Raw genomic sequence first — 23769 nt, forward strand, 5'->3', positions numbered from 1 at the left:
TATATTAGTCTTTTTGTGCATTTGCGAAAGCAGCTGCCATTGCGTTTTCAAACACTGGCTCTTCTTTCTTAAGCTTCTCAAGTACTTCTTTCTCTTCTGCTTCGAAAAGAGCTTTAACTGATAAGCTTAAAGTGCGGTTCTTACGATCAACACCAACGTATTTAACTTCAATCTCGTCGCCAACAGAAACAACAGTAGTTGCATCTTCAACGCGCTCTTGAGCGATATCAGCTACACGGATGTAACCTTCAACGCCTTCGATAAGTTCAACAGTTGCGCCTTTCGCATCAACTTCAGTCACTTTACCTTTAACAATAGCACCTTTCTTGTTTGCATCAAGGTAGTTATTGAACGGGTCAGCTTCGATTTGCTTAACACCTAGAGAGATACGTTCACGCTCTGGGTCAACTTGCAATACGATAGCAGTGATTTCGTCGCCTTTCTTGAATTCACGCACAGCTTCTTCGCCAGGTGTATTCCAAGAAATGTCTGAAAGGTGTACAAGACCATCAATACCACCGTCAAGACCGATAAAGATACCGAAGTCAGTGATTGATTTGATCTTACCAGTAACTTGGTCGCCTTTGTTTTGAAGACGAGCAAATTCCTGCCAAGGATTAGCAATACATTGCTTAAGACCAAGAGAAATACGACGACGTTCTTCGTCGATTTCAAGAACCATAACTTCAACGTTGTCGCCAAGGCTTACAACTTTAGAAGGATGGATGTTCTTGTTAGTCCAATCCATTTCAGAAACGTGTACTAGACCTTCAACGCCTTCTTCGATTTCTACGAAGCAACCGTAATCAGTAAGGTTAGTTACACGACCAGAAAGTTTAGAACCTTCTGGGTAACGACCAGCGATAGCTGCCCATGGATCTTCACCAAGCTGTTTAAGGCCTAGAGATACACGAGTTTTATCTTTGTCGAATTTAAGAACTTTAACTGCGATTTCGTCACCAACATTAACGATCTCTGAAGGGTGCTTAACACGCTTCCAAGCCATATCTGTAATGTGTAGTAGACCATCAACACCACCAAGGTCAACGAATGCACCGTAGTCAGTAAGGTTCTTAACGATACCTTTAACTTCTTGGCCTTCAACAAGGTTAGCAAGAAGCTCTTCACGTTCTTGTGAGTTTTCAGATTCGATAACTGCACGACGTGAAACAACAACGTTGTTACGTTTTTGGTCAAGCTTGATTACTTTAAATTCAAGCTCTTTGCCTTCAAGGTGAGTTGTGTCACGTACTGGACGAACATCAACAAGTGAACCAGGTAGGAAAGCACGGATTGAATCAACTTCAACTGTGAAACCGCCTTTAACTTTACCGTTGATAACACCAGTAACAGTTTCTTGCTCTTCACATGCTTTCTCAAGACGGATCCACGCTTCGTGACGCTTCGCTTTCTCACGAGAAAGGATAGTTTCACCGAAACCGTCTTCAATTGCATCTAGTGCAACATCTACTTCGTCGCCTACAGCAACTTCTAGTTCACCAGCAGCATTTTTGAACTGCTCTGCAGGGATAGCACTTTCTGATTTAAGACCAGCATCTACAAGTACAATGTTATTCTCGATAGAGATTACTGTACCTTTAACAATAGAGCCTTGCTCTGCTTCAAAACCCTTTAAGCTTTCTTCAAATAACTGCGCAAAATTTTCTGACATACGAATATACGTCTCATATATTAATACCAATAAGCAACCATGCTGCATGGGGTTGTTAAAATAGCACTGGCATCCTGCTGGCGCATAAAATGTGTTTAGCTTCGTTTAGGAAGCTTCCCTTCAGATATTGCAATATCTACTAAAGTTATAACTTTATCAAACACTTGCTGAGCATTAAGCTCGCTAGTGTCTATCTCGATAGCATCTTCTGCAGGTACAAGCGGAGCAACGGCACGATTCATATCGCGCTCATCACGAGCTTGAATGTCCTGTAATAGACCACTTAGTGTAACATCATGGCCACGCTCATTCAACTCAACAAAGCGTCTACGAGCGCGTTCTTCTGCACTAGCAGTTAAATATATTTTTAATGGCGCATCTTGAAATACCACAGTGCCCATATCTCTGCCATCGGCGATTAAGCCATTTTCAGTGCGAAACGCACGCTGACGACGTAATAGAGCTTCACGAACGCGAGGTAAAGCAGCCACTTTTGATGCTGCGGCCCCCACTTCTTCATTACGAATAGTGGTTGTTACGTCTTCGCCTTCTAAAATAACTTTTCCTGCATTAGTTTGGCTATCTACCAAAAACTGCACGTCTAAGTTTGCAGCAAGCGGGACTAACCCTTCTTCATTGTCTAATGCGATTTGGTGATGAAGTGCAGCTAAAGATAAAACACGATAAATCGCACCGCTATCTAACACATCCCACCCTAACTTGTCGGCTAACAAGCGACAAACAGTTCCTTTACCTGAACCACTTGGGCCATCAACGGTGATCACGGGCATTAATAACGCCTGCATTTAAAACCTCCTGCAATGCACACCTAAATAAACCGCGACATTATACGTCAGTTATTAAAATATATCTGCTATAAGTGTGTAACTTTTTATAAATAGTTATGAACGTGCTATTCACTCACCGACGCTAAAACATTGAAAAAAGTAGGAAATGTTTTATAAGTACACTTAGGATCATTAATAGTTATGGGCTTGCCCCCTACGGCAACCATTGAAAAACACATAGCAATACGGTGATCGTCATAAGTATCAATAGCTACATCATTAAATGTTTCTGGTGGTGTGATTTCTATAAAATCTTCGCCTTCTACTACATGCGCACCGACTTTACGAAGCTCGGTAGCCATTGCATATAAACGATCTGTTTCTTTTACGCGCCAGTTATATATATTGCGAATAGCGGTTGGGCCTTTGGCAAAAAGTGCAACGGTTGCAAGTGTCATTGCAGCATCAGGGATAGCATTAGCGTCAATGTCCACGCCTTTTAAGTCACCTTTGCGAACCACTAGATGCTCATCATACCAATCTATTTTAGCACCTACTTGCTCCATTACTTTTGCAAAACCAATATCACCTTGCACCGATTTAGCGCCAACGCCTTTAATTTCAATCTCGCCACCAGCAATGGCTGCTGCTGCAACAAAATAAGACGCCGACGATGCATCACCTTCAACCATTATACGTTCAGGTGATTGGTACTGCTGACCACCTTTTACTTTAAAAGTTGCATAATCACTGTGCTGAACATTAATTCCAAAGCGTGCCATAACACCTAAAGTAATATCAATATAAGGCTTAGAGACTAAAGTACCTTTTATTGTTATCTGTGTATCACCACTAAATAAAGGAGCAGCCATTAATAATGCAGTTAAAAATTGACTTGAAATACTGCCGTCGATTTCAACTTCACCGCCATTTATCTGCCCACCGACTATTTTAAGTGGTGGGTAATCTTTATGTTTAGTGTAAGAAATGTCACCGCCTAGTGCTTGCAGTGCATCAACTAAGTGCCCTATTGGGCGCTCTTCCATGCGTGGCTCACCTATTAACTCATATTCGCCACTGACAGCAGCAAGCACTGCTGTTAAAGGGCGATATGCAGTGCCCGCATTACCTAAAAATAAAGGCTCGCTAGGTGTTTTGAAAACACCCCCCACACCAGTTACAGTCGCTACGGTGCGCTCTTCGTTAAGTGTTACATCTACACCTAAAAGCTTTAAAGCCCCCAGCATATGACGAATATCATCACTATCGAGTAAGTTCTCTACAACGGTTGTGCCATTAGCAAGTGCTGCTAATAATAAAATACGGTTTGATAAGCTTTTTGACCCAGGTAAAGTGACTGTTCCATTTACACGAGCAATAGGCTCTAAGCGAAGTTGCTCCATTAGCTATTCTCCTTTGCAAAGCTAGCCATAAAATCCACAAGCGCCTGAACACCTTCAAGCGGCATTGCGTTATAAATACTTGCACGCATACCGCCCACAATTCTGTGGCCCTCAAGTGCTAACAAACCTGCATCTTTAGATTGCGACACAAATTTTTCATTTAAGCTTTCATCGTTAAGCCAAAATGGAACATTCATTCGTGAACGACAATGCTTAGCTACTTTATTGGTATAAAAAGACGATTCATCAATAAAGTCATAAAGTAACTGCGCTTTTGCAATATTTTGCGCTTCCATTGCTTTAACGCCGCCATTGCTTTCAAGCCATTCAAATACTTCAGCAGCTAAATACCATGCAAAAGTAGGTGGTGTGTTAAACATGCTGCCCTGTTTTGCTTCAAGGGCGTAATCTAAAATCCCTGGCTTTGCTAAACCTTCACGATCGAGTAATGTTTTACGAACAATAACGATTGAAATACCCGATGGACCGATATTTTTTTGTGCACCAGCATAGATTAAATCAAATTTATTAACGTCGATCTCGCGTGATAAAATAGTCGATGACATATCTGCGACAATTGGCGCCGTTGGGTGTGTTGGTACTTCAAAAATTTCTAGTCCATCTACCGTTTCATTAGGACAGTAGTGAATGTACGATGCATCAGCAGGTAGAACCCAGTCAGCTACCTGTTTGATTGAAAACTCGCCATTAGCGTCATTACGTACATCAATAGAGGTTGCTTTAGTAAACTTATTAGCTTCATCTGTTGCACTTTTAGACCACACACCATTTTCGCAATAAACCGCAGCTTTACCTTCTTGGTGCAAGTTTAAAGGGACGGCACTAAATTGACCGCGGCCACCACCGTGCATAAATAGCACTTCAAACTCATCACTAATGTCCATTAATCGACGAAGGCTGGCTTCGCATTTAGCTGTGAGTGCTAAAAAGTCTTTACTGCGATGGCTTATTTCCATCACAGATACACCTAAATCTTGCCAATCTAAGAATTCTTTTTGTGCTTTTTGCATAACCGCTTGCGGAAGCATAGCTGGCCCCGCACAAAAATTGTATTTACTCATTACCTTTGCCTCATTCCAGTAATTTAACTACTGAGCATGAATAAAAATTGATGCTCTATTAATTTTTTTCAACAACATTAAAAAAAGCGGCCTTAGCCGCTTTTTCAATTTCAATTATTCAGAAGGAGGATTGTCATCCACGGCTTCGTCTATAACTGTATCAACGTCTTCAATATCAATTAAGTCACTTTCTGTAACTTCAATCTCTTCGATACGTTGTAAACCAACTACTTGCTCTTCGTCAATAGTTCTGATCAAAATAACACCTTGGGTGTTACGGCCAACCGTAGAAACTTCATTAACGCGAGTACGTACTAAGGTACCACGATTAGAAATAATCATTATTTCATCGTTGTCGTCAACTTGTACTGCACCTACAACAGCACCGTTACGCTCACTCACCTTGATAGATACAACACCTTGTGTTGCACGGCTCTTAGATGGGTAATCTTCAAGTTGAGTACGTTTACCGTAACCGTTTTCAGTTACCGTTAAAATTGCACCATCCGTTTTTGGCACAATTAAAGATACTACACGTTGATCATCGGCCATTTTAATACCACGAACACCTGTAGCAGTACGACCCATAGGACGTACACCTTTGAAACGAATTTCTGGGTTACCCTCTTCGTCTAGAACCGGGTTACCGTCTTCATCAACTACCGCTGATTCTTCAGCTTCTTTAAAGCGTACAACTTTACCTGCATCAGTAAACAACATAATTTCGTTGCTACCATCGGTAATATCAACACCAATTAGGCTATCGCCTTCATTTAGGTTAACAGCAATAATACCGCTCGCACGTTGACGACTGTATGCTGTTAGTGGTGTTTTCTTCACTGTACCAAATGCTGTAGCCATAAAGATGTATTTATCTTCTTCGTACTCGCGTACAGGTAAGATAGCAGTGATACGCTCATCATCTTCAAGTGGCAATAAGTTAACAATTGGCTTGCCACGCGCAGCACGACTTGCAAGTGGTAACTGGTAAACTTTAAGCCAGTATAGACGGCCCGCAGTTGAGAAACACAATATTGTATCGTGCGTGTTTGCCACTAATAGACGCTCAATGAAATCTTCATCTTTCATCTTCGTTGCAGATTTACCTTTACCACCACGACGTTGCGCTTCGTAATCAGACAATGCCTGATACTTAACGTAACCTTCGTGAGAAAGCGTAACAACAACGTTTTCTTCAGTAATTAAATCTTCTAAGCTAATATCGTGTGCAGCAGCGTTAATTTCAGTACGACGCTCATCACCATATTGCTCTTTTATTTCAACTAGCTCATCACGAATAACTTCCATTAAACGCTCAGGTGTAGCCAAAATGTATAATAGTTCAGCGATTAAATCTAAAAGCGCTTGATATTCAGTTAAGATCTTCTCATGTTCAAGACCTGTTAACTTGTGTAAGCGTAAATCAAGAATCGCTTGTGCTTGTTGCTCAGAAATATAGTACTGACCATCACGAATACCTAACTCCGCAGCTAACCAATCAGGACGAGCTACATTGTCTTCGCCGGCTTTTTCAAGCATCGCTTGTACATTACCTAATTCCCACGGACGCGCTGTTAAAGCAACTTTAGCTTCAGCAGGTGTTGGAGATTTACGAATAAGTTCGATTATTGGGTCAATATTAGCAAGTGCAATTGCTAAGCCTTCAAGCGTGTGAGCTCGGTCGCGGGCTTTTCGTAAATCAAATACTGTACGGCGAGTTACTACTTCACGGCGGTGAATAATAAACTCTTCAAGCATTTCTTTTAAGTTAAAACACTTAGGTTGATTATTAATTAACGCAACCATATTCATACCAAACACAGTTTGTAACTGAGTTTGCGAATATAAGTTGTTTAATATAACTTCGCCTACATCACCACGTTTGATCTCGATAACGATACGCATACCGTCTTTATCAGATTCATCACGTAATGCGCTAATGCCTTCAATTTTCTTATCTTTGACAAGCTCAGCTATTTTTTCAATTAAGCGTGCTTTATTCACCTGATAAGGAATTTCGTGAACGATGATTGTTTCGCGACCCGTTTTTTCATCGGTTTCGATGTCGGCACGTGCACGCATGTACACTTTACCACGGCCTGTTAAATAGGCTTGTTCAATGCCTTTTTTACCGTTGATAATTGCAGCCGTTGGGAAATCTGGGCCTGGGATATAGTCCATTAACTCATGAATAGTTAAATCAGGATTTTGAATAAGTGCTAAACAACCATTAACCACTTCAGTTAAGTTATGTGGAGGGATGTTTGTTGCCATGCCTACCGCAATACCTGATGAACCATTCACTAATAAATTAGGGATTTTCGTTGGTAAAACGTCAGGAATTTGCTCTGTGCCATCGTAGTTAGGTACGAAATCAACCGTTTCTTTTTCAAGATCGGCCAATAACTCATGCGACATTTTAGCCATACGAACTTCTGTATAACGCATTGCCGCTGCTGAATCACCATCAACCGAACCAAAGTTACCTTGGCCATCTACAAGCATATAACGCAAAGAGAATGGCTGTGCCATACGAACTATTGTGTCATAAACTGCACTGTCGCCGTGTGGGTGGTATTTACCGATTACATCACCGACCACACGGGCCGATTTTTTGTAAGGCTTGTTCCAATCATTACTAAGCTCGTTCATTGCAAACAAAACGCGGCGGTGAACTGGTTTTAAACCATCACGTACGTCTGGTAGTGCACGTCCTACAATTACACTCATCGCATAATCTAAGTAGGAATTTTTTAACTCGTCTTCAATATTGACTGGCAGAATTTCATTGGCGAGATCAGTCATTTGATATCACATTCCTTCAGTATCAGCTCTTTGCAACCCGGTATTAGGCGCTAAGAGTGTTTGTTATTATTTCTAAGTGACCATGCTATCACAATTAATTTAGATTTACAGGCGCAAAACTTTGCGATTTATCAATTTAGCCCTATATAATGGCCTCAGATTGACGAGGAAGTATTTTATGACCGAACATCAAAATGTAGATAACGCAGAAATAGCAAAATTTGAAGCCATCGCAGAGCGTTGGTGGGACCAAGACGGAGAGTTTAAACCTCTTCACGAAATTAACCCATTACGATTAGACTTTATAGCTAACAAAACACAGGGCCTATTTGACAAAGAAAGCCTTGATGTAGGTTGCGGTGGCGGCATACTCAGTGAAAGTATGGCACGTATGGGTGCACACGTAACGGGCATCGATATGGGGCAAGAGCCCTTAACCGTTGCTAAGTTGCACAGCTTAGAAACAGGTGTAAATGTAGATTATATAAAAGTACCTGCAGAAGAATTTGCTTCACAGTATCCTGAGCGTTTCGATGTAATAACGTGTATGGAAATGTTAGAGCATGTTCCCGACCCTGCTTCTATCATTCATGCAGTAGCAAAGCTTGCAAAACCAGGTGCGGACGTTTTTTTCTCTACTCTTAATAAAACCCCAAAATCGTACTTGTATGCCATTGTTGGCGCAGAAAAGCTGCTTAAAATGGTTCCTGAAGGTACGCACGATCATAAAAAGTTTATTAAGCCTGCGCAATTAATCGCATGGGCAGAGCAAGCTGGATTAAAAGTACGTGCAAGTGCTGGATTAACGTATAATCCGTTTTCAAAGCAATACACACTAAATACAGATGTAAGCGTTAATTACATCCTTCATTTTGAGAAGTTAGCTTAATGGCTGGCTCTCAAATCCATACTTCACTTGTAAATTACGATGCGTTTTTATTTGACTTAGACGGAACCCTTCTTGATACCGCAGATGATTTAGGCGCAGCTTTAAATGCTGTACTTCGCTCGCAAGGCGTAGATGAAGTAACCAGCGATGTATATCGCCCTGCTGCCTCTAACGGTGCTGGTGCGTTACTAGAAGCTGGTTTTAAAACGTTATGGCCTGAGCAAGCACAAAGCACACTTATAAAGCAGCTTGTTGATGAGTATGCTGCAAACATAGCAAATCAAACCGTTTGTTTTCCTGGTGTAGAACCACTACTTATTGCGCTTTCGCATAAAAAGATCAAATGGGGGATCATGACTAACAAACCCGGCTTTTTAACTGATCCTTTAGTGGCTGCTATTCCCGCTTTAAAAGATGCAAGTGTTGTGATCAGTGGCGATACTTTAGCTGAGGCTAAACCCTCGCCTTTACCACTTATACATAGTGCAAAGCTGATGGGGGTAGACCCTAAACGCTGCTTGTACATTGGCGATGCACAGCGTGACATTCAAGCAGGCAAAGCTGCAGGTATGCATACCGCCACTGCACTTTGGGGCTATGTACCTAGCATTGACGAAGCTGTTAGCTGGAATGCCAACTTTAACTGGCAAAGCCCGATTGACGGATTTAACCATATATAGTGCTATGTTAATTAATAAACACTATATATTGTGATTGTGTTAGTTTTTACACAAAGCTTGATGATAAAAAAACCAGTCAAAATTTATTTTCAAAATGCGTAAATTTAGCAGATCATTAGTTTACTTTTTAAACGCCTTTAGTTAAATGCTCGTTTAAGTGTGAGCGTCTACTAACATAAATGCGTTATCCCAAAGTTATCCACAAATAGGGGAAATTATGTCCCTTGCAAATCAACTCAGACCACATTAAAGTTTTATTAACACTTTGATGGAATTGATATTTCAACTAGGTGGCGGGGCTAACATCATACCCAAGGTTTGAATATGATGTTAGCAAAGACACTTGCTAAAATTTTAGGAAAGCGCCTAAGTGTGGAAGTTTGAGCATAACTTATTCTTATATTCTCAGCAAGTGGTTAACTCAGATTTAGGATAACTAAAGTTGAAGTTCAGTTTATCTATAGAAATATCAGAAAGTGTAATAATAGGTATTTTTAAAATTATTACACTGAGCAGCATGCTCTTTGTATAAATTTAAATGGGCTATCTTTTAGCCCATTTCTATATCTTACCTCTAATTATGCTTTTTATTTATAAAAGTGTTCTACCATGAACACTAAACAATTCACTTAGATAGTGCACTGAAACCATATATAGTGCTATGTTAATTAATAAACACTATATATTGTGATTGTGTTAGTTTTCACACAAAGCTTGATGATAAAAAAACCAGTCAAAATTTATTTTCAAAATGCGTAAATTTAGCAGATCATTAGTTGATTTTTACATATTTCAACTTAAATGATTGTTCGAAGGTGAGTATCTACTAACACAATTACGTTATCCCAAAGTTATCCACAAATAGGGGCAATTATGTCCCTTGCAAATCAACTCAGACCACACTATCTTGTGATCTCTAAATTGAACAACACCAGATATTGTGGCCAAATGTTATTCAATTAAATTCGCCAATACGGTGAAACTTATAATAAATGAGTATGTACCTTGCTATTGCGAGGTATAAAGCATTGGTCAAAATACATAATCCCCAAGGAATACAGGCAAATGAACCAACAGTTATCTGTAAGCAAGCGTGACGGGCGTAAAGAGCCACTTGATCTGGATAAGATCCATCGCGTTATTGAATGGGCCGCCGAAGGTTTAAATAACGTATCGGTTTCGCAAGTTGAATTAAAATCACACATTCAGTTTTACGACGGTATTCGTACTAAAGACATTCACGAAACCATTATTAAAGCTGCTGCAGATCAGATTTCTAAAGAATCGCCTGATTACCAGTATTTAGCCGCACGTTTAGCTGTATTCCATTTACGTAAAAAAGCCTATGGCCAGTTTGAGCCACCACGTTTATTTGACCATGTAACAAAAATGGTTGAAGACAAACGCTACGACGCTCATTTGCTTGTAGATTACACAGAGCAGGAACTTGACGAGCTAGACGCATACCTAGATCATTCTCGCGATCTTAACTTTAGCTACGCAGCAGTAAAGCAGCTTGAAGGTAAATATTTAGTTCAAAACCGTGTATCGGGTGAAATTTACGAAAGTGCACAGTTTTTATATATTTTAGTAGCCGCGAGCTTGTTCTCTGACTACCCACGTGAAACACGTACTGATTACATCAAACGTTTTTACGATGCAGTATCAATGTTCAAAATATCATTGCCTACGCCTATTATGTCGGGTGTACGTACGCCTACTCGTCAATTTAGCTCGTGTGTACTTATTGAATGTGGCGACAGCCTTGATTCAATCAATGCAACATCGTCAGCTATTGTAAAATACGTTTCTCAACGTGCGGGTATCGGTATTAACGCTGGTCGTATTCGTGCTTTAGGTAGCCATATTCGTAACGGCGAAGCATACCACACCGGTTGTATTCCATTTTACAAGCACTTTCAAACAGCAGTTAAAAGCTGTTCACAAGGTGGTGTACGCGGCGGCGCAGCTACCCTATTCTACCCGCTTTGGCACTTAGAAGTAGAAAACCTACTCGTACTTAAAAATAACCGTGGTGTAGATGACAACCGTGTTCGCCACTTAGATTACGGCGTACAGTTTAATAAATTAATGTATTCTCGTTTAATTAAAGACGACTACATTACGTTATTTAGCCCATCAGACGTACCGGGTCTTTACGACGCATTCTTTGAAGACCAAGACGAGTTTGACGCGTTATACATAAAATACGAGCAAGACGAATCAATTCGTAAAAAACGTATTAAAGCGATTGAGCTTTTCTCAATGTTTGCTCAAGAGCGTGCAAGCACAGGTCGTATTTACTTACAAAATGTGGATCACTGTAATACGCACAGCCCGTTTATTTCTAAAGTGGCGCCAATTCGCCAATCCAACTTATGTTTAGAAATTGCATTGCCAACTAAGCCATTAAATAACGTGAACGACGAAGAAGGCGAAATTGCTCTTTGTACGTTGTCTGCATTCAACTTAGGTGCCATTGAGTCACTTGATGAGCTTGAAGAACTCGCTGAGCTTGCAGTTCGCGCACTTGATAACCTACTAGATTTCCAAGATTACCCAGTACCGGCTGCACGTAATGCCACTATGGGTCGTCGTACGTTAGGAATAGGCGTAATCAACTACGCATACTACTTAGCTAAAAACGGTAAACGTTACTCAGACGGCAGCGCAAATGCACTGACTCACAAAACATTTGAAGCGATTCAATACTACTTAATGAAAGCGTCGAATGAGCTTGCTAAAGAGCGTGGTGCGTGTCCTAAGTTTAACGAAACAACGTACTCTCAAGGTATTATGCCAACAGATACGTATAAACGTGACCTAGACAAAATCTGTGATGAACCTCTTCACCTTGATTGGGATTCACTTCGTGCGAGCATTCAAGAGCACGGTATGCGTAACTCAACACTAAGTGCGTTAATGCCATCAGAAACATCGTCGCAAATTTCTAACGCAACTAACGGTATTGAGCCACCACGTGGTCACATTAGTGTTAAAGCGAGTAAAGACGGTATTTTAAAACAAGTTGTGCCTGAGTACGAACGTTTGAAAGATAACTATGAGCTACTGTGGGATATTCCATCAAACGATGGTTACTTACAACTTGTAGGCATAATGCAAAAATTTATTGACCAAACTATCTCGGCCAATACTAATTATGATCCAAATAAATTCGAAGGCGGTAAAGTACCTATGAAAGTCTTGTTAAAAGACTTACTAGGCGCCTACAAATTAGGTGTTAAAACCTTGTACTACCATAACACCCGCGATGGTGCATCTGATTCCCAAGACGACACTCCAGAAGTCGAAGATGACGATTGTGCAGGCGGCGCGTGTAAAATATAGTTACTGATTTTAATTTTAAGCGGGCGCATAGCCCGCTTTGTTCTGATAGTTTTTTGAGTGATAAACATGTCTTATACTACTTTTAGCCGTAATCATAATAACCAAATGCAAGAGCCGATGTTTTTTGGCCAAACTGTAAACGTATCGCGCTACGATCAACAAAAATACCCTATTTTCGAAAAGCTGATTGAAAAGCAACTGTCTTTCTTCTGGCGTCCTGAGGAAGTAGATGTAAGTAAAGACCGTTTAGACTTTCAAGCATTACCAGATCACGAAAAGCACATTTTTTTAAGTAACTTAAAATATCAAACACTGCTTGATAGTGTTCAAGGGCGCTCGCCAAACGTTGCCCTACTTCCTATTGTATCTATTCCAGAGCTAGAAACGTGGATAGAAACATGGGCATTTAGTGAAACTATTCACAGCCGTTCATACACGCATATCATTCGTAACGTAACGCAATCACCAGAGCTTATTTTTGATGACATTGTAAGCAACGACAAAATTAGCGAACGTGCTGATGCCGTAACAACGTACTACGATGATTTAATCAATTCTGTATCGCTTTATAACCTATACGGTGAAGGCAAACACGAGATTAACGGTAAAACCGTTATTGTTAATTTATTCGAACTTAAAAAGAAACTTTACCTTGCTATGATGTCGGTAAACATTCTTGAAGCAATTCGTTTTTACGTAAGCTTTGCATGTTCGTTTGCGTTTGCTGAGCGTGAATTAATGGAAGGTAATGCTAAAATCATTAAGCTAATCGCACGTGATGAAGCCCTTCACCTTTCGGGTACTCAGCATATTTTAAACATTATGCAAGATGGCAAAGATGACCCTGAAATGGCGATTGTTGCTGCGCAGTGCCGCGATGAAGCCATTAAAATGTTTGTAGAAGCCGCTGAGCAAGAAAAAGAGTGGGCCGAGTACTTATTCAAAGATGGCTCTATGATTGGCTTAAATAAACATATTTTATGTCAGTATGTTGAATACATTACTAATGCACGTATGACTGCAATTGGCCTACCTGCACAATTTGAAAACAACAGTAACCCGATTCCATGGATCAACTCATGGCTTGTATCAGACAATGTGCAAGTAGCTCCACAAGAAGCTGAAATTAGTTCATACCTTGTTGGTCAAATTGACTCTCAAGTTGATGCCTCAGAATTTGGTGACTTTGATTTATAATGAATGACAAACCCACTGCAAGCATAACGCTTGCAGATAACAGCCAGTGTATTGAGTTTAGCACTGGCTGCCCTTCTGTTTTACATTGCTTAGAATCACAAAAAATAGACGTAGCGTATCAATGTCGCGAAGGCTATTGTGGAGCGTGTAGAGCGACTTTACTCACAGGTATTGTTGAATACAACGAAGAGCCTTTAGCCTTTGTACGCGAAGGCGAAATCCTGCTGTGCTGTTGTAAACCCAATGGTAATATAAGTATTAATTTAAAATAAGCGTTTTTAAATTAATACTTGAGGAAATTTATAGTACAGAGCGTAGGTTAAATATTAATGCCTTGGCTAAAACCCTTCTGGTACAAATCGATAATGCCCTGTAATTTTATAATTAAAAAGCATATCGCTTTTTTGGGGCCCTCGACCAATATTGTGAACTATAAACGGATTACCTGTCTTTTTTGAGTGCTCATCAATCACCATACCAATATGCGGTAAATTGCCCGGTAACATCCACGTAACTATATCACCAGCTTCATAATCTGCGGGGTTAGCAGACATACTCAAAATATGCCCATGTCTTTTAAAATAAGTTTGTAAATTAGGTACTCTTCGGTGGTCTATATTTTTATCCGGCTTAGTTAAACCCCATATACGTTTAGAAGGATACAATGCAAAATTTTGCAACATATCTTCGTGTACACGTTTTTGTAAATCGATACCTAACTTTCTGTAACTTCTGATTATAACGTCCGTACATACCCCAATATTTTCAGGCACATCACCACCTGGGTATTCAATTGAGTGATAAGCCCCGTCGTAGGTAATATTGTGTTTAGTTCGCTCGAGTAAGGCTGATACTATACTTTCCTCAAACGTTACAGCTTGTGCATTAATACACATTAAAGTTAAAAAGCATCCTAACGTTTTGTTCATATAAATTCCTTTAAAATTAAGCGCTAATAACAGAGTATGAGCTACATATTTTGGCACATCTATTTTTTTACCACGACTAGCACATTGCTCGTCAAGCGCGTATGCCATCTTTTCGAGCGGAGCATGGTGATATCCCACACGTTGAACTTCATTGATGTAACGAAGTATAAATGCGTCAGCGTCTAGCTCAAGCCACTGCGCAACCTGAACAAGTTCATGAAAATGAACCCTTAAATTAGTAGCGACGTGGGGAAGTATATAATAAGTATTTTTTTACGTTATACCCGCCGCGTCCATATCAACAAAATCACCTAGGCCCATTTCTCGTAGACCCGCAAAGTCTGGCTTTGGCATTTGGTCTACAACAACGAAATATGCGTTTTTTGAAAACTTGCATCCTTGTACACTATTATTACACTTCAAAAGCGCAGATATTATTGCTATGTACTAATTAGAAATAACAACTTATACACTATTAACCTGAATAAAATGGTGTAAATAACAGGTCTATTAGATCAATAAAGCGTTATTACAAAAATCACGAGTTTCTTATGCATCCAAATATACAAAAAAGCCTTAAAATAAAACCAGCTCATATCATTTCATTCATTATGCTTTTACTAGTTTCTATGTCTACGCTAACTGCCAATGTGTATGCAGCTGATGCTGTATGGCCTTCAAAAACCACTTATAAATATGCAAACGTCAATGGTAAAAAAATCTTCTATCGAGAAGCCGGTACACAACATGAACAAACCATTGTGTTGTTACATGGTTATCCATCGTCGTCACATAGCTACCGAGAACTAATTCCTCTTTTATCTGGACGCTACCACGTAATAGCACCCGACTATTTAGGTTCTGGTTATAGCGCACGTCCAAGCCCTGATAAACAAAAATACACGTTTGATTTACTTGCTAAATTTGTAGATGGGTTACTCAATAAGCTTGAGGTAAAAAACTATAGCCTTTACATACAAGACTTCGGAGCACCAGTAGGGTTTAGAATGCTTTTAAATAACCCTGATAAACTCGATGCACTTATCGTACAAAATGGTAATGCGTATTTGGAAGGTTTAACACCTGCAAGACAAGCATTTTTTAAAGCAGCAAATAAAGATAAGTCAAAAGAGCAACAGGCTAAGCTTTACTCATTTACATCAGAGCAAGCCATTATTAATAAACAATATTTACGTGATGTGCAAAATAAGACACAAATAATGAACCCAGACAGTTGGACTCACGACCTAAGTTTTTTACAAACAAAAAGCGATCGATTAATTCAAGTGCAACTATTTCAAGACTATTATAATAACTTGCTAGACTACCCAAAATGGCAAGCTTACTTGAGAAAGCATCAGCCACCTACGTTAATTATATGGGGTAAAAACGATCCAGCATTTATAGCCGCAGGCGCTAAAGCGTATTTAAAAGATGTACCAAACGCCGAACTACACTTACTTGATTCTGGGCACTTTACTGTTGAAGAAAAACCCGTTGAAGTTGCAAAGTATATCGTCAATTTTATGGATAAATTGGCTCTTAAAAACACACAAAAGTAATTAATTTTGTAATGCACATACAAAAGCGCTGGGATATAAACTGCCAGCGCTTTTTTATTGATTAATTTTAAGGTTAATACCGCTAATAAAATGGACTTAACCTTCTTCTTCGACAAGCGACTCGAGTAAATCGTGTATCTCGGCTTTAAGTTCTTTATCTGTAATTTTATTTGCGCTAACTTTAGCGTTTTGAAGATTTTTAATAGCCTCATCTTTTTGACCAAGCTCAAGCTGCAGGGTTGCCATAGAAAAAGCAATCGATGACATGTGATCTTTATTATTTATCGAAATAGCTTTTACTAATGCCTTTTTATAAATTGTGATTGCATCTTCTAACTCCTCAGTGAAATCGGCTAGAGTTTCCCACTGCACCGGATGATCTTTAGGCGTGTTTTCGTTTTCGTCGCATATACTTTTAAGCTGCTGAAGTAAAACATCGAACTTTTTTTGATCATTTTTATTCGCAGCCATCATCAGCTTTTCTGCTAAATCATGTACTGCTTTATATACTTTTGTGTTCATCATCACGTAATACCTACTGATATAACTAAATAAAATTCAGTTAATTAAACTATTTTACTATAACCACATGAAATACAAGTCAGTGGTTAAGTCTTTATGACGCAATAATACATGAATTAGCGTCATACGTTTTACTTAAAGACCGTCATAAAGGATAAATTTAAAAGATATTAAATATAGCTACGGTGCTAAACTCATTAATTACTAACAGACATAACTTAACAGCTAGATTATGAAAGAATGCAATCAGTGCGGTAAATGCTGCATTAAATATGGCGGTGGAGACTTAAATGCCTCAAAAGAAGAAATAGATTTATGGGAGCTTTTTAATCCCGAAATTTTTGTATACGTCAAAAATAACGAAATTTGGTTCGATCCAAATTCGGGTCTAAGATTAGCAACGTGTCCGTTTTTAGAAATTGCCCCTAAAAAAGACCCTCTCGATAAAAATATGTATACCTGCAGTATCTACCTAGACAGACCTGAGGACTGTCGCCACTACCCTAGTCTAATCCCCGAAATGATTAGAGATGAGTGTGAAATGATAGAGCCAATAGATGTAACCAATCAGGTCAGAGCACAAAATAAACTTGATGTCATAATGATTGATAGTCGGTAAGAATTAATGAGGACATACTACATATGAATAATAAAAAGCTGTTTAGTACTTAAAACCAATAATCTTAAATACGTGTTTATCTGTCGCAAAATGCTAAGCTATAGTATAACATTGTTGATAAGTCAATAATGCGGTGTTATATTATATCACAACATTATTACCACATATTTTTATAATTATGACAAAGTTAACTTTAATCTCCTCTGCAGTATTTTCTGTTTTATGTTCTCATTCAGCACTGGCTGCCACAGTATCGGGTAAAATTACAGACGATAAAAACCAACCCATTGAAAATGCAGCTGTACATGTCCATGGTAAAAGTCAGGGTGTAAAAACAAATGCACTTGGTGAGTTTTCAATTGAAGTAGACTCGCAGAGTCAATTACATGTAAGTAAAAATAACTTTGTTGATTCACGTATACCAGTAAGCGAGAATTCAAACAACGTCACAGTTTCTCTTATGCCTACCTCTGTTGAGACAGTTGTTGTGTATGCATCAGCTCTACATAAAAACAGTTTAGAAATGATTTCGCCTGTGAGTGTTTTATCAGGTGACGAGCTTAAAAACAAATCAAAACCAACACTTGGGGAAACACTTAAAGGTTTACCAGGTGTTAATGCTAGTTACTTTGGCCCCGTTTCATCGAGCCCAATTATTCGTGGCTTAGATGGCCCGCGTGTTAAAATTACACAAAACGGCTTAGATGCAAGTGACGCATCGCGTATTGGTCCTGACCATGCAACATCGAGCGACAGTTTATCAGCTGAACAAATTGAAGTTTTACGTGGTCCTAGTACCCTACTTTATGGCTCTGGTGCTATCGGCGGTGTTGTAAACGTAGTAGATAATCGCATTCCTACAAGCAACATTGACGATTTAACCGGTGCGGCAGAATACAGCCACGACACGGTATCTAATTCAAACACTGTTGCTGCAAAGCTTGAAACAGGTAATGAAGGCTTTAACTTTCATTTTGATGGCACAAAGCGTAGCGGCGACGATTACCAAACTCCAACATTTACTATTACCGATGACGATGGTGATGTTGAAACAGAAAACTCTGTAGAAAATACCTTTATTGATAGTGAAACACTCAATTTCGGTACTAGTTATGTGGGCGATCATCTAACAGTTGGTTTTTCTTACGGTAGCATAGACACCGATTATGGTATCCCTGGCCATGAGCATCATCACGAGCATGAAGATGAAACCGAAGAAGAGCATGATGAACACGAAGATGAAGAAGCAGAAGAAGCTGTTTATGCTAAGTTAGAGCAAGACCGTTGGCAGGGCTTAATTAGCTATGCTGTAGATAATAGCTGGATAGAAAATATTAATCTTCGTGTCGGGTACACAGATTACTCACACAGCGAAATTGAAGATGGTGAAGTCGGCACAACCTTTAAAAATGAAACCACTGAAACACGTTTAAATGTTGAGCATAAATTAGGCCAATGGCACGGTATGATTGGCTACCATTATAGTGATTCAGATTACGATGCGATTGGCGAAGAAGCATTTACGCCAGCAAGTGTAACTACGACTCATGCGTTATATTTACTTGAAGAACGTCAGTTTGGCGATGTAACTATTGAGCTTGGTGCGCGTATTGAAGATTATAAGATTGAAAGCAACATTACTGAAGGTGAGCATCACCACGATCATGATGAAGAAGAGGAAGATCATGACGAAGAAGAAGCACAAAGCATTGCATACAGTGAAAGCTTCACAAACGTAAGTGCATCAGTCGGTGGTATTTGGCAATACACCCCAGGAGAAAGCGTAGCACTTAGTTTGTCTCATTCAGAGCGAGCACCGCTTTCAGCAGAGCTGTTGTCGAATGGTTTACACATTGCTACAGGTACCTATGAGCTTGGCTTAGGGTATCATATAGAAGATAACGAAGCCCATTTTGAACCAGAAGACATCGAGCAAGAAAAATCTACAAACATCGATTTAAGTTTTAGACGTTTCAGTGGCGATTTTGGTTACACAGTTAACTTTTTCTATAACGATATTAAAAACTTTTACTTCCAAGAAAACACAGGTTTAGTTTTCGATGAAGAAGATGGCTTAGAATCTGCTGTTGGGGCTCATGATGATGCTGTTGCGGTTTATCAATTTAGAAGCAAAGACGCTGAGCTTTACGGTATTGAATTTGACGCTCATTACCAAATAACGTCAAGTGCTATGGTTAAAGTTTTTGGTGATTCGACACGTGCAAAACTAAAAGACGATGAAGGTAACCTTCCTCGTATACCGGCTAATAAACTGGGTTCTGAGTTACAATACGACTTAGGTGATCTACAACTTACGCTTACTGGTACTCATTATTTTGAGCAAGATGATATAACCGCGTTTGAAACCAAAACAGACGGATATACGTTATTTGATGCCCAAGCTAATTACCAGTTAGGGCTTGGCGCCATAGATGCACAGCTTTATTTAAACGTAGATAACATTACCGATGAGTTAGGTTTTGTTCACAGCTCATTTATTAAAAATAAAGCACCACTACCTGGTAGAAATTTCCGCTTTGGTATTCGTGGCTACTTTTAATAACAATATGACGCTTAAAGCTTAACGTTGAAGATCGTTAACTCTCTCTAAAACCGCATTTAGTAAATGCGGTTTTTTTATACCATTTCATTAATAAAGCGCCCTGTTTTAATATACGAAATACTATTGATATTGGTCTTATCGCTAATTAGTGTAATAAATACAAAAAAGCCGTGTTCAAATTGAACACGGCTTTTTAAATTCTTAATTAATATTTAAATTAAGAAAGGATTTCGTGTAACTCAACGTCAAATACAAGCGTTGAGAACGGTGCAATTGCAGCACCTGCGCCACGTTCGCCATAAGCAAGCTCATGAGGAACATAGATGCGCCATTTAGTACCTACTGGCATCATTTGTAATGCTTCAGTCCAGCCTTTGATCACGCCACCAACTGGGAATTCAGCAGGTTGACCACGCTCATAAGAGCTATCAAAAACAGTACCGTTAATTAGTGTACCGTGGTAATCAACACGTACTGTAGACTCAGCAGTTGGCTTTTCGCCTTCGCCAGTTGCTAATACTTCATATTGAAGACCAGACTCAGTAACAGTGATTTCAGGACGTTTAGCGTTTTCTTCTAAGAAGGCAATACCTTCTGCAGAAAGTACTTTAGACTCTTCTTCACGACGAGCTTGAATCTCTTCGTTAATTTTTTCGAATGCAGCTTGGATCTCAGGGATCTCAACTTGAAAAGCGCTACCAGCGTACGCATCTTTCATGCCTTCAAATACTGAATTTAGGTTTAAGCCTTCAAAAGGATTAGACTTAAGTTGCTCACCCATTTGTAAGCCAATACCGTAACTTGCTTTTTCAGCATCTGTAGTAAAATTATCTGACATAATGTGTATTTCACGTTTTGTTAGTTAAAAGACGCGTACATGCTAACACAAAATAAAAGCCGTTTGGGGCTAGTTTTTGCTGAGTTTTACCTTAATTAGGCCAACAATATAACTACAAAGCGGCAAACTGAATAAAATTCCAACAAGTAAAGGTGTAGCAATTAAACCCGACTCACCAAAGAGCATTAATGGTACTGCAATCAGCCCTACAAAACCGATAAATGCAGCTGCAATTACAGGCCAAACCGTATCGTATTTTGTAATTAAGTGAGCAGTCAAAATATTAAAACCCAATCCATAAATAAGTGCCGTTAGCATTGGGTAGTCTGGCTGCGCATCTGATGCCATTTTGACTAATAAATTAACAGCACTTTGATAACAATAACCAAACACAGTCCATAATAAAATATGCTTAATTAATCGCTGTGAGGTTGATAGATTTTTTGTGTTTTTCATTTATTAAACTCCACATAGCAAAAAACCGCCCATAAGGCGGTTTTTTAAATAATGGTGGAGAGATAGGGATTTGAACCCTAGATGGGCTATAAACCCATGCCGGTTTTCAAGACCGGTGCATTCGACCACTCTGCCATCTCTCCGTACGGCGCGAATAATATGGCTAAACGCATTATTTGTAAAGACCTAAATATAAATTTACATAAAATAATAGTTAACTGGTGAGAATATGCCCAGCCTGCTCTTTAATTAATCCATATTTGTATTAATTGGTTAATGGGTTACCGATTACTAGTAGTATTGTTTTGGTCTGCGAGCAATCCATGAGCATATTAAACAAGCTAATAAGCTTAATGCAGTAAAGGTGACGCTTTGAAAAATTAAGTCAAAACGATTTAAATCATCACTGGGGACAACAACAAACATAAAAGCAGGTAAAATGCTGAGTAACAGTACATAGCAACACACTTTAAAAGCACGTCCAAAGTCAAACCGTTTAGTTTGCTGCATCCACACTGTAAGTAATGCCAACATTCCCATCGCTGAGAAAACCATAAAATGAGATGCATTTGTGCTCATTGCAACATATAAAGTAACAAAAGCACCTATAATTCCCCAAATTGACCACGCTAGCCAATTTTCTTTCTCACGTAAAAATAAGTTTCCCATAGTTTTCGTCTTCTTTATCGTTGTTTTTATTAAGACTTTCCATAATGTATCAAAAAACAACCGATTAAAAAACAAACTGAAGAAGAATTAATTTGATGCTTCCGAGCGCTTCTCACAGCAACGCGATTAACTTTTAATACTACTATTCATAACCTTAATGAAATATGACTATGCAAACTTCAAAAAGTTCATACTATTTCACAAAGAGGTAAAATAATTCTCAGGCTTATGGCGCGCAGGCTTTTTGCAATCAACCTCTGGAGTGCCTATGTAAAGGTAGCCAACAATTTCGTCTTTCTCATTTAGTTTTAGCGCTTGTTTAACACCTTGGCTTTGCGCGAAATAACCTGTGCGCCATACGCCCCCTAAACCTTGTGCAAACGCGGCTTGCTGCATTGCAAGCACACTACACCCAGCGCTTTGCACTTGCTCAATACGCGGCACTTTTGGATGTTCTTCGTATTTAGCAATAGCAATTACAATCATTGGTGCTCGAAGAGGAAGTTCTTTGGCTCGGTTAATTACTTTTTCTGGTTGTTGCTCTGCCACGGCGCATTGATGATATATTTCACCTAGTTTATGGCGGGCGTTACCCTGCACAATAATAAACTGCCACGGTGCAATACAACCATGGTCGGGTACACGCAGTGCTGCTTGCTCTATTATGTCGAGTTGCTCAGGTGATGGGCCGGGCTCAGTAAGTTTAGAGTCTGATTGGCGAGTAAGTAAAAGCTCGATAGCATTCATAATAATGTCTCAAAATTCAAAACGCTAGAATAGCATTTAAAACCTTAATATTACCAATCTGCTTACATTCCCCTCGTATTAGGCTGCTTTTTTAAATACGTTTAATAAAGCTAAAGATAATTTAACCTATAAAATGGTTCAGCAGGTAAAAATAAAATGGGTATAAAACTAAGAGTATAAAACACAAGCGGTAGTACAGAATATATTTGTACTACCGCTTTACTATTTTACACCGCACTACTCTTTAATGACTGATCGCTTTAACCAATAATCAACACTTACGAAGCGCCCTCCACCTACAAAAAATAAGCTTAGCAACATCGCAAAATATATGGCCGAAAACTCTATGCCATTGTTTAAAATTGATGGTTTGCCTTTTTCATACAAGTAATCAGGAAAGCCATGCTCTTCAACTAACCCGCGAATTTTGCCTATGCGATCTTGTACTTCAAGTGTATTTTCGAGACTTTCTTTTGCACCAGGGATAGATAACCAATCAAGAACTTGTGCTGCACTCGTGTCGGGGTTAGTCGGTGCAATGGCAAACCAACCGTTATGCCAATGTACAGATGTTGCAGCTACAACCATTGTAAACATTAGCGGGATACTGACTAAGCGAGTAAGTAGACCGATTAATAAGAACCAACCACCTAAAAACTCACTCCAACCAGCTAAAAAAGCCAGTAAATCTGGAAATGGCAAGCCCAAGCCCCATTCACTATTTCCAAACCATTGCACAACATCTGGTGACGCTAATAGGTTATTAAAAAAGCCTTGGGTATCACCACTTATAGCTAGCTTGTTATAACCTGCGATGATCATAACAGGAGCTAAAATAAGGCGAAATAGTAAAGCTGGCAAACCATCTAAAAACGATAATTTACCAATAGCAAAATGATATAGGTGGGTTAGTTTTTTCATGTGTGTCCTGTGTGTTCAAAGTTTATTAAGTTATAGACTATAAACAGCAAAGACCGCATGAATTAGGGCATTATTTCAT

The 23769-nt window shown here is 39.2% G+C and carries 20 protein-coding genes, 1 tRNA gene and 1 pseudogene; 8 read left to right on the top strand and 14 right to left on the bottom strand.

Annotated elements, in window-relative coordinates:
* Positions 1–4 precede the first annotated feature (4 nt).
* The 5 genes from rpsA to gyrA all read right to left on the bottom strand — a co-directional run bounded on the left by rpsA (position 5) and on the right by gyrA (position 7750).
* Positions 5–1672: a 30S ribosomal protein S1 gene (rpsA, locus tag J8L71_RS08345; protein WP_058549119.1), complete on the bottom strand. Its 1668-nt coding sequence runs from the start codon at positions 1670–1672 to the stop codon at positions 5–7.
* Between the two features lie 95 nt (positions 1673–1767).
* Positions 1768–2478, bottom strand: a complete 711-nt coding sequence (gene cmk / locus J8L71_RS08350) for a (d)CMP kinase (RefSeq protein ID WP_211000138.1) — start codon at positions 2476–2478, stop codon at positions 1768–1770.
* Between the two features lie 107 nt (positions 2479–2585).
* Positions 2586–3863, bottom strand: a complete 1278-nt coding sequence (gene aroA, locus J8L71_RS08355; RefSeq protein WP_211000139.1) for a 3-phosphoshikimate 1-carboxyvinyltransferase — start codon at positions 3861–3863, stop codon at positions 2586–2588.
* A complete protein-coding gene (gene serC / locus J8L71_RS08360; protein WP_211000140.1) occupies positions 3863–4945 on the bottom strand; it encodes a 3-phosphoserine/phosphohydroxythreonine transaminase in 1083 nt (360 codons plus the stop codon). Before serC ends, aroA begins: the two co-directional genes overlap by 1 nt.
* 114 nt (positions 4946–5059) lie before the next feature.
* Positions 5060–7750: a DNA topoisomerase (ATP-hydrolyzing) subunit A gene (gyrA, locus tag J8L71_RS08365; RefSeq protein WP_211000141.1), complete on the bottom strand. Its 2691-nt coding sequence runs from the start codon at positions 7748–7750 to the stop codon at positions 5060–5062.
* Between the two features lie 178 nt (positions 7751–7928).
* Here gyrA and ubiG point away from each other — a divergent pair, with 178 nt between their 5' ends.
* The 5 genes from ubiG (at position 7929) to yfaE (ending at position 14136) form a co-directional block, all read left to right on the top strand.
* Positions 7929–8639 (top strand): bifunctional 2-polyprenyl-6-hydroxyphenol methylase/3-demethylubiquinol 3-O-methyltransferase UbiG, encoded by a 711-nt coding sequence (ubiG, locus tag J8L71_RS08370; RefSeq protein ID WP_211000142.1) that lies wholly within the window; start codon positions 7929–7931, stop codon positions 8637–8639.
* The gene (locus J8L71_RS08375) at positions 8639–9319 is read left to right on the top strand and encodes an HAD-IA family hydrolase (RefSeq protein ID WP_211000143.1); all 681 of its coding nucleotides are present in this window, start codon (positions 8639–8641) and stop codon (positions 9317–9319) included. Before ubiG ends, J8L71_RS08375 begins: the two co-directional genes overlap by 1 nt.
* 1065 nt (positions 9320–10384) lie before the next feature.
* Complete coding sequence (gene nrdA / locus J8L71_RS08380) at positions 10385–12667, top strand: class 1a ribonucleoside-diphosphate reductase subunit alpha (protein WP_211000144.1); 2283 nt, start codon at positions 10385–10387, stop codon at positions 12665–12667.
* Between the two features lie 66 nt (positions 12668–12733).
* Positions 12734–13864, top strand: coding sequence for a class Ia ribonucleoside-diphosphate reductase subunit beta (nrdB, locus tag J8L71_RS08385; protein WP_211000145.1), 1131 nt, complete (start codon positions 12734–12736; stop codon positions 13862–13864).
* Positions 13864–14136 (top strand): class I ribonucleotide reductase maintenance protein YfaE, encoded by a 273-nt coding sequence (yfaE, locus tag J8L71_RS08390; protein ID WP_211000146.1) that lies wholly within the window; start codon positions 13864–13866, stop codon positions 14134–14136. Before nrdB ends, yfaE begins: the two co-directional genes overlap by 1 nt.
* 66 nt (positions 14137–14202) lie before the next feature.
* Here the strand turns inward: yfaE and J8L71_RS08395 are convergent, their stop codons facing one another.
* Together J8L71_RS08395 and J8L71_RS08400 are read right to left on the bottom strand one after the other, a co-directional pair.
* Positions 14203–14793 (bottom strand): DUF1287 domain-containing protein, encoded by a 591-nt coding sequence (locus tag J8L71_RS08395; protein ID WP_211000269.1) that lies wholly within the window; start codon positions 14791–14793, stop codon positions 14203–14205.
* A gap of 30 nt (positions 14794–14823) precedes the next feature.
* A pseudogene (locus tag J8L71_RS08400) lies at positions 14824–15186 on the bottom strand (hypothetical protein); the annotation flags it as partial.
* Positions 15187–15422: 236 nt separating this feature from the next.
* Between J8L71_RS08400 and J8L71_RS08405 the strand changes: the two are divergent.
* The gene (locus J8L71_RS08405) at positions 15423–16355 is read left to right on the top strand and encodes an alpha/beta hydrolase (RefSeq protein ID WP_247655251.1); all 933 of its coding nucleotides are present in this window, start codon (positions 15423–15425) and stop codon (positions 16353–16355) included.
* 96 nt (positions 16356–16451) lie between these two features.
* On the opposite strand, the gene J8L71_RS08410 is transcribed toward J8L71_RS08405, so the two are convergent.
* Positions 16452–16880, bottom strand: coding sequence for a tetratricopeptide repeat protein (locus J8L71_RS08410; RefSeq protein ID WP_211000148.1), 429 nt, complete (start codon positions 16878–16880; stop codon positions 16452–16454).
* 229 nt (positions 16881–17109) lie between these two features.
* Between J8L71_RS08410 and J8L71_RS08415 the strand changes: the two genes are divergently transcribed.
* Both J8L71_RS08415 and J8L71_RS08420 read left to right on the top strand, forming a co-directional pair.
* Positions 17110–17496: a YkgJ family cysteine cluster protein gene (locus J8L71_RS08415; RefSeq protein ID WP_211000149.1), complete on the top strand. Its 387-nt coding sequence runs from the start codon at positions 17110–17112 to the stop codon at positions 17494–17496.
* A 178-nt stretch (positions 17497–17674) separates the two neighbouring features.
* The gene (locus J8L71_RS08420) at positions 17675–20056 is read left to right on the top strand and encodes a TonB-dependent receptor (protein WP_211000150.1); all 2382 of its coding nucleotides are present in this window, start codon (positions 17675–17677) and stop codon (positions 20054–20056) included.
* A 220-nt stretch (positions 20057–20276) separates the two neighbouring features.
* On the opposite strand, the gene J8L71_RS08425 is transcribed toward J8L71_RS08420, so the two are convergent.
* The 6 genes from J8L71_RS08425 to J8L71_RS08450 all read right to left on the bottom strand — a co-directional run bounded on the left by J8L71_RS08425 (position 20277) and on the right by J8L71_RS08450 (position 23690).
* Positions 20277–20897, bottom strand: a complete 621-nt coding sequence (locus J8L71_RS08425) for an FKBP-type peptidyl-prolyl cis-trans isomerase (RefSeq protein WP_089347571.1) — start codon at positions 20895–20897, stop codon at positions 20277–20279.
* Positions 20898–20966: 69 nt separating this feature from the next.
* Positions 20967–21353: a hypothetical protein gene (locus J8L71_RS08430; protein ID WP_211000151.1), complete on the bottom strand. Its 387-nt coding sequence runs from the start codon at positions 21351–21353 to the stop codon at positions 20967–20969.
* A 52-nt stretch (positions 21354–21405) separates the two neighbouring features.
* Positions 21406–21496: transfer RNA gene (locus J8L71_RS08435), tRNA-Ser, on the bottom strand.
* A gap of 148 nt (positions 21497–21644) precedes the next feature.
* Positions 21645–22022 (bottom strand): hypothetical protein, encoded by a 378-nt coding sequence (locus J8L71_RS08440; RefSeq protein ID WP_211000152.1) that lies wholly within the window; start codon positions 22020–22022, stop codon positions 21645–21647.
* Between the two features lie 198 nt (positions 22023–22220).
* Positions 22221–22769 carry an NAD(P)H nitroreductase gene (locus J8L71_RS08445; protein ID WP_211000153.1) on the bottom strand — a complete coding sequence of 183 codons (549 nt, stop codon included), beginning with the start codon at positions 22767–22769 and terminating at the stop codon, positions 22221–22223.
* Positions 22770–23006: 237 nt separating this feature from the next.
* Positions 23007–23690, bottom strand: a complete 684-nt coding sequence (locus J8L71_RS08450) for a DoxX family protein (protein WP_211000154.1) — start codon at positions 23688–23690, stop codon at positions 23007–23009.
* Between the last annotated feature and the right edge of the window lie 79 nt (positions 23691–23769).

Origin of the sequence: Pseudoalteromonas sp. MMG007 (assembly GCF_018100985.1) — a bacterium.
Lineage (GTDB): Bacteria > Pseudomonadota > Gammaproteobacteria > Enterobacterales > Alteromonadaceae > Pseudoalteromonas.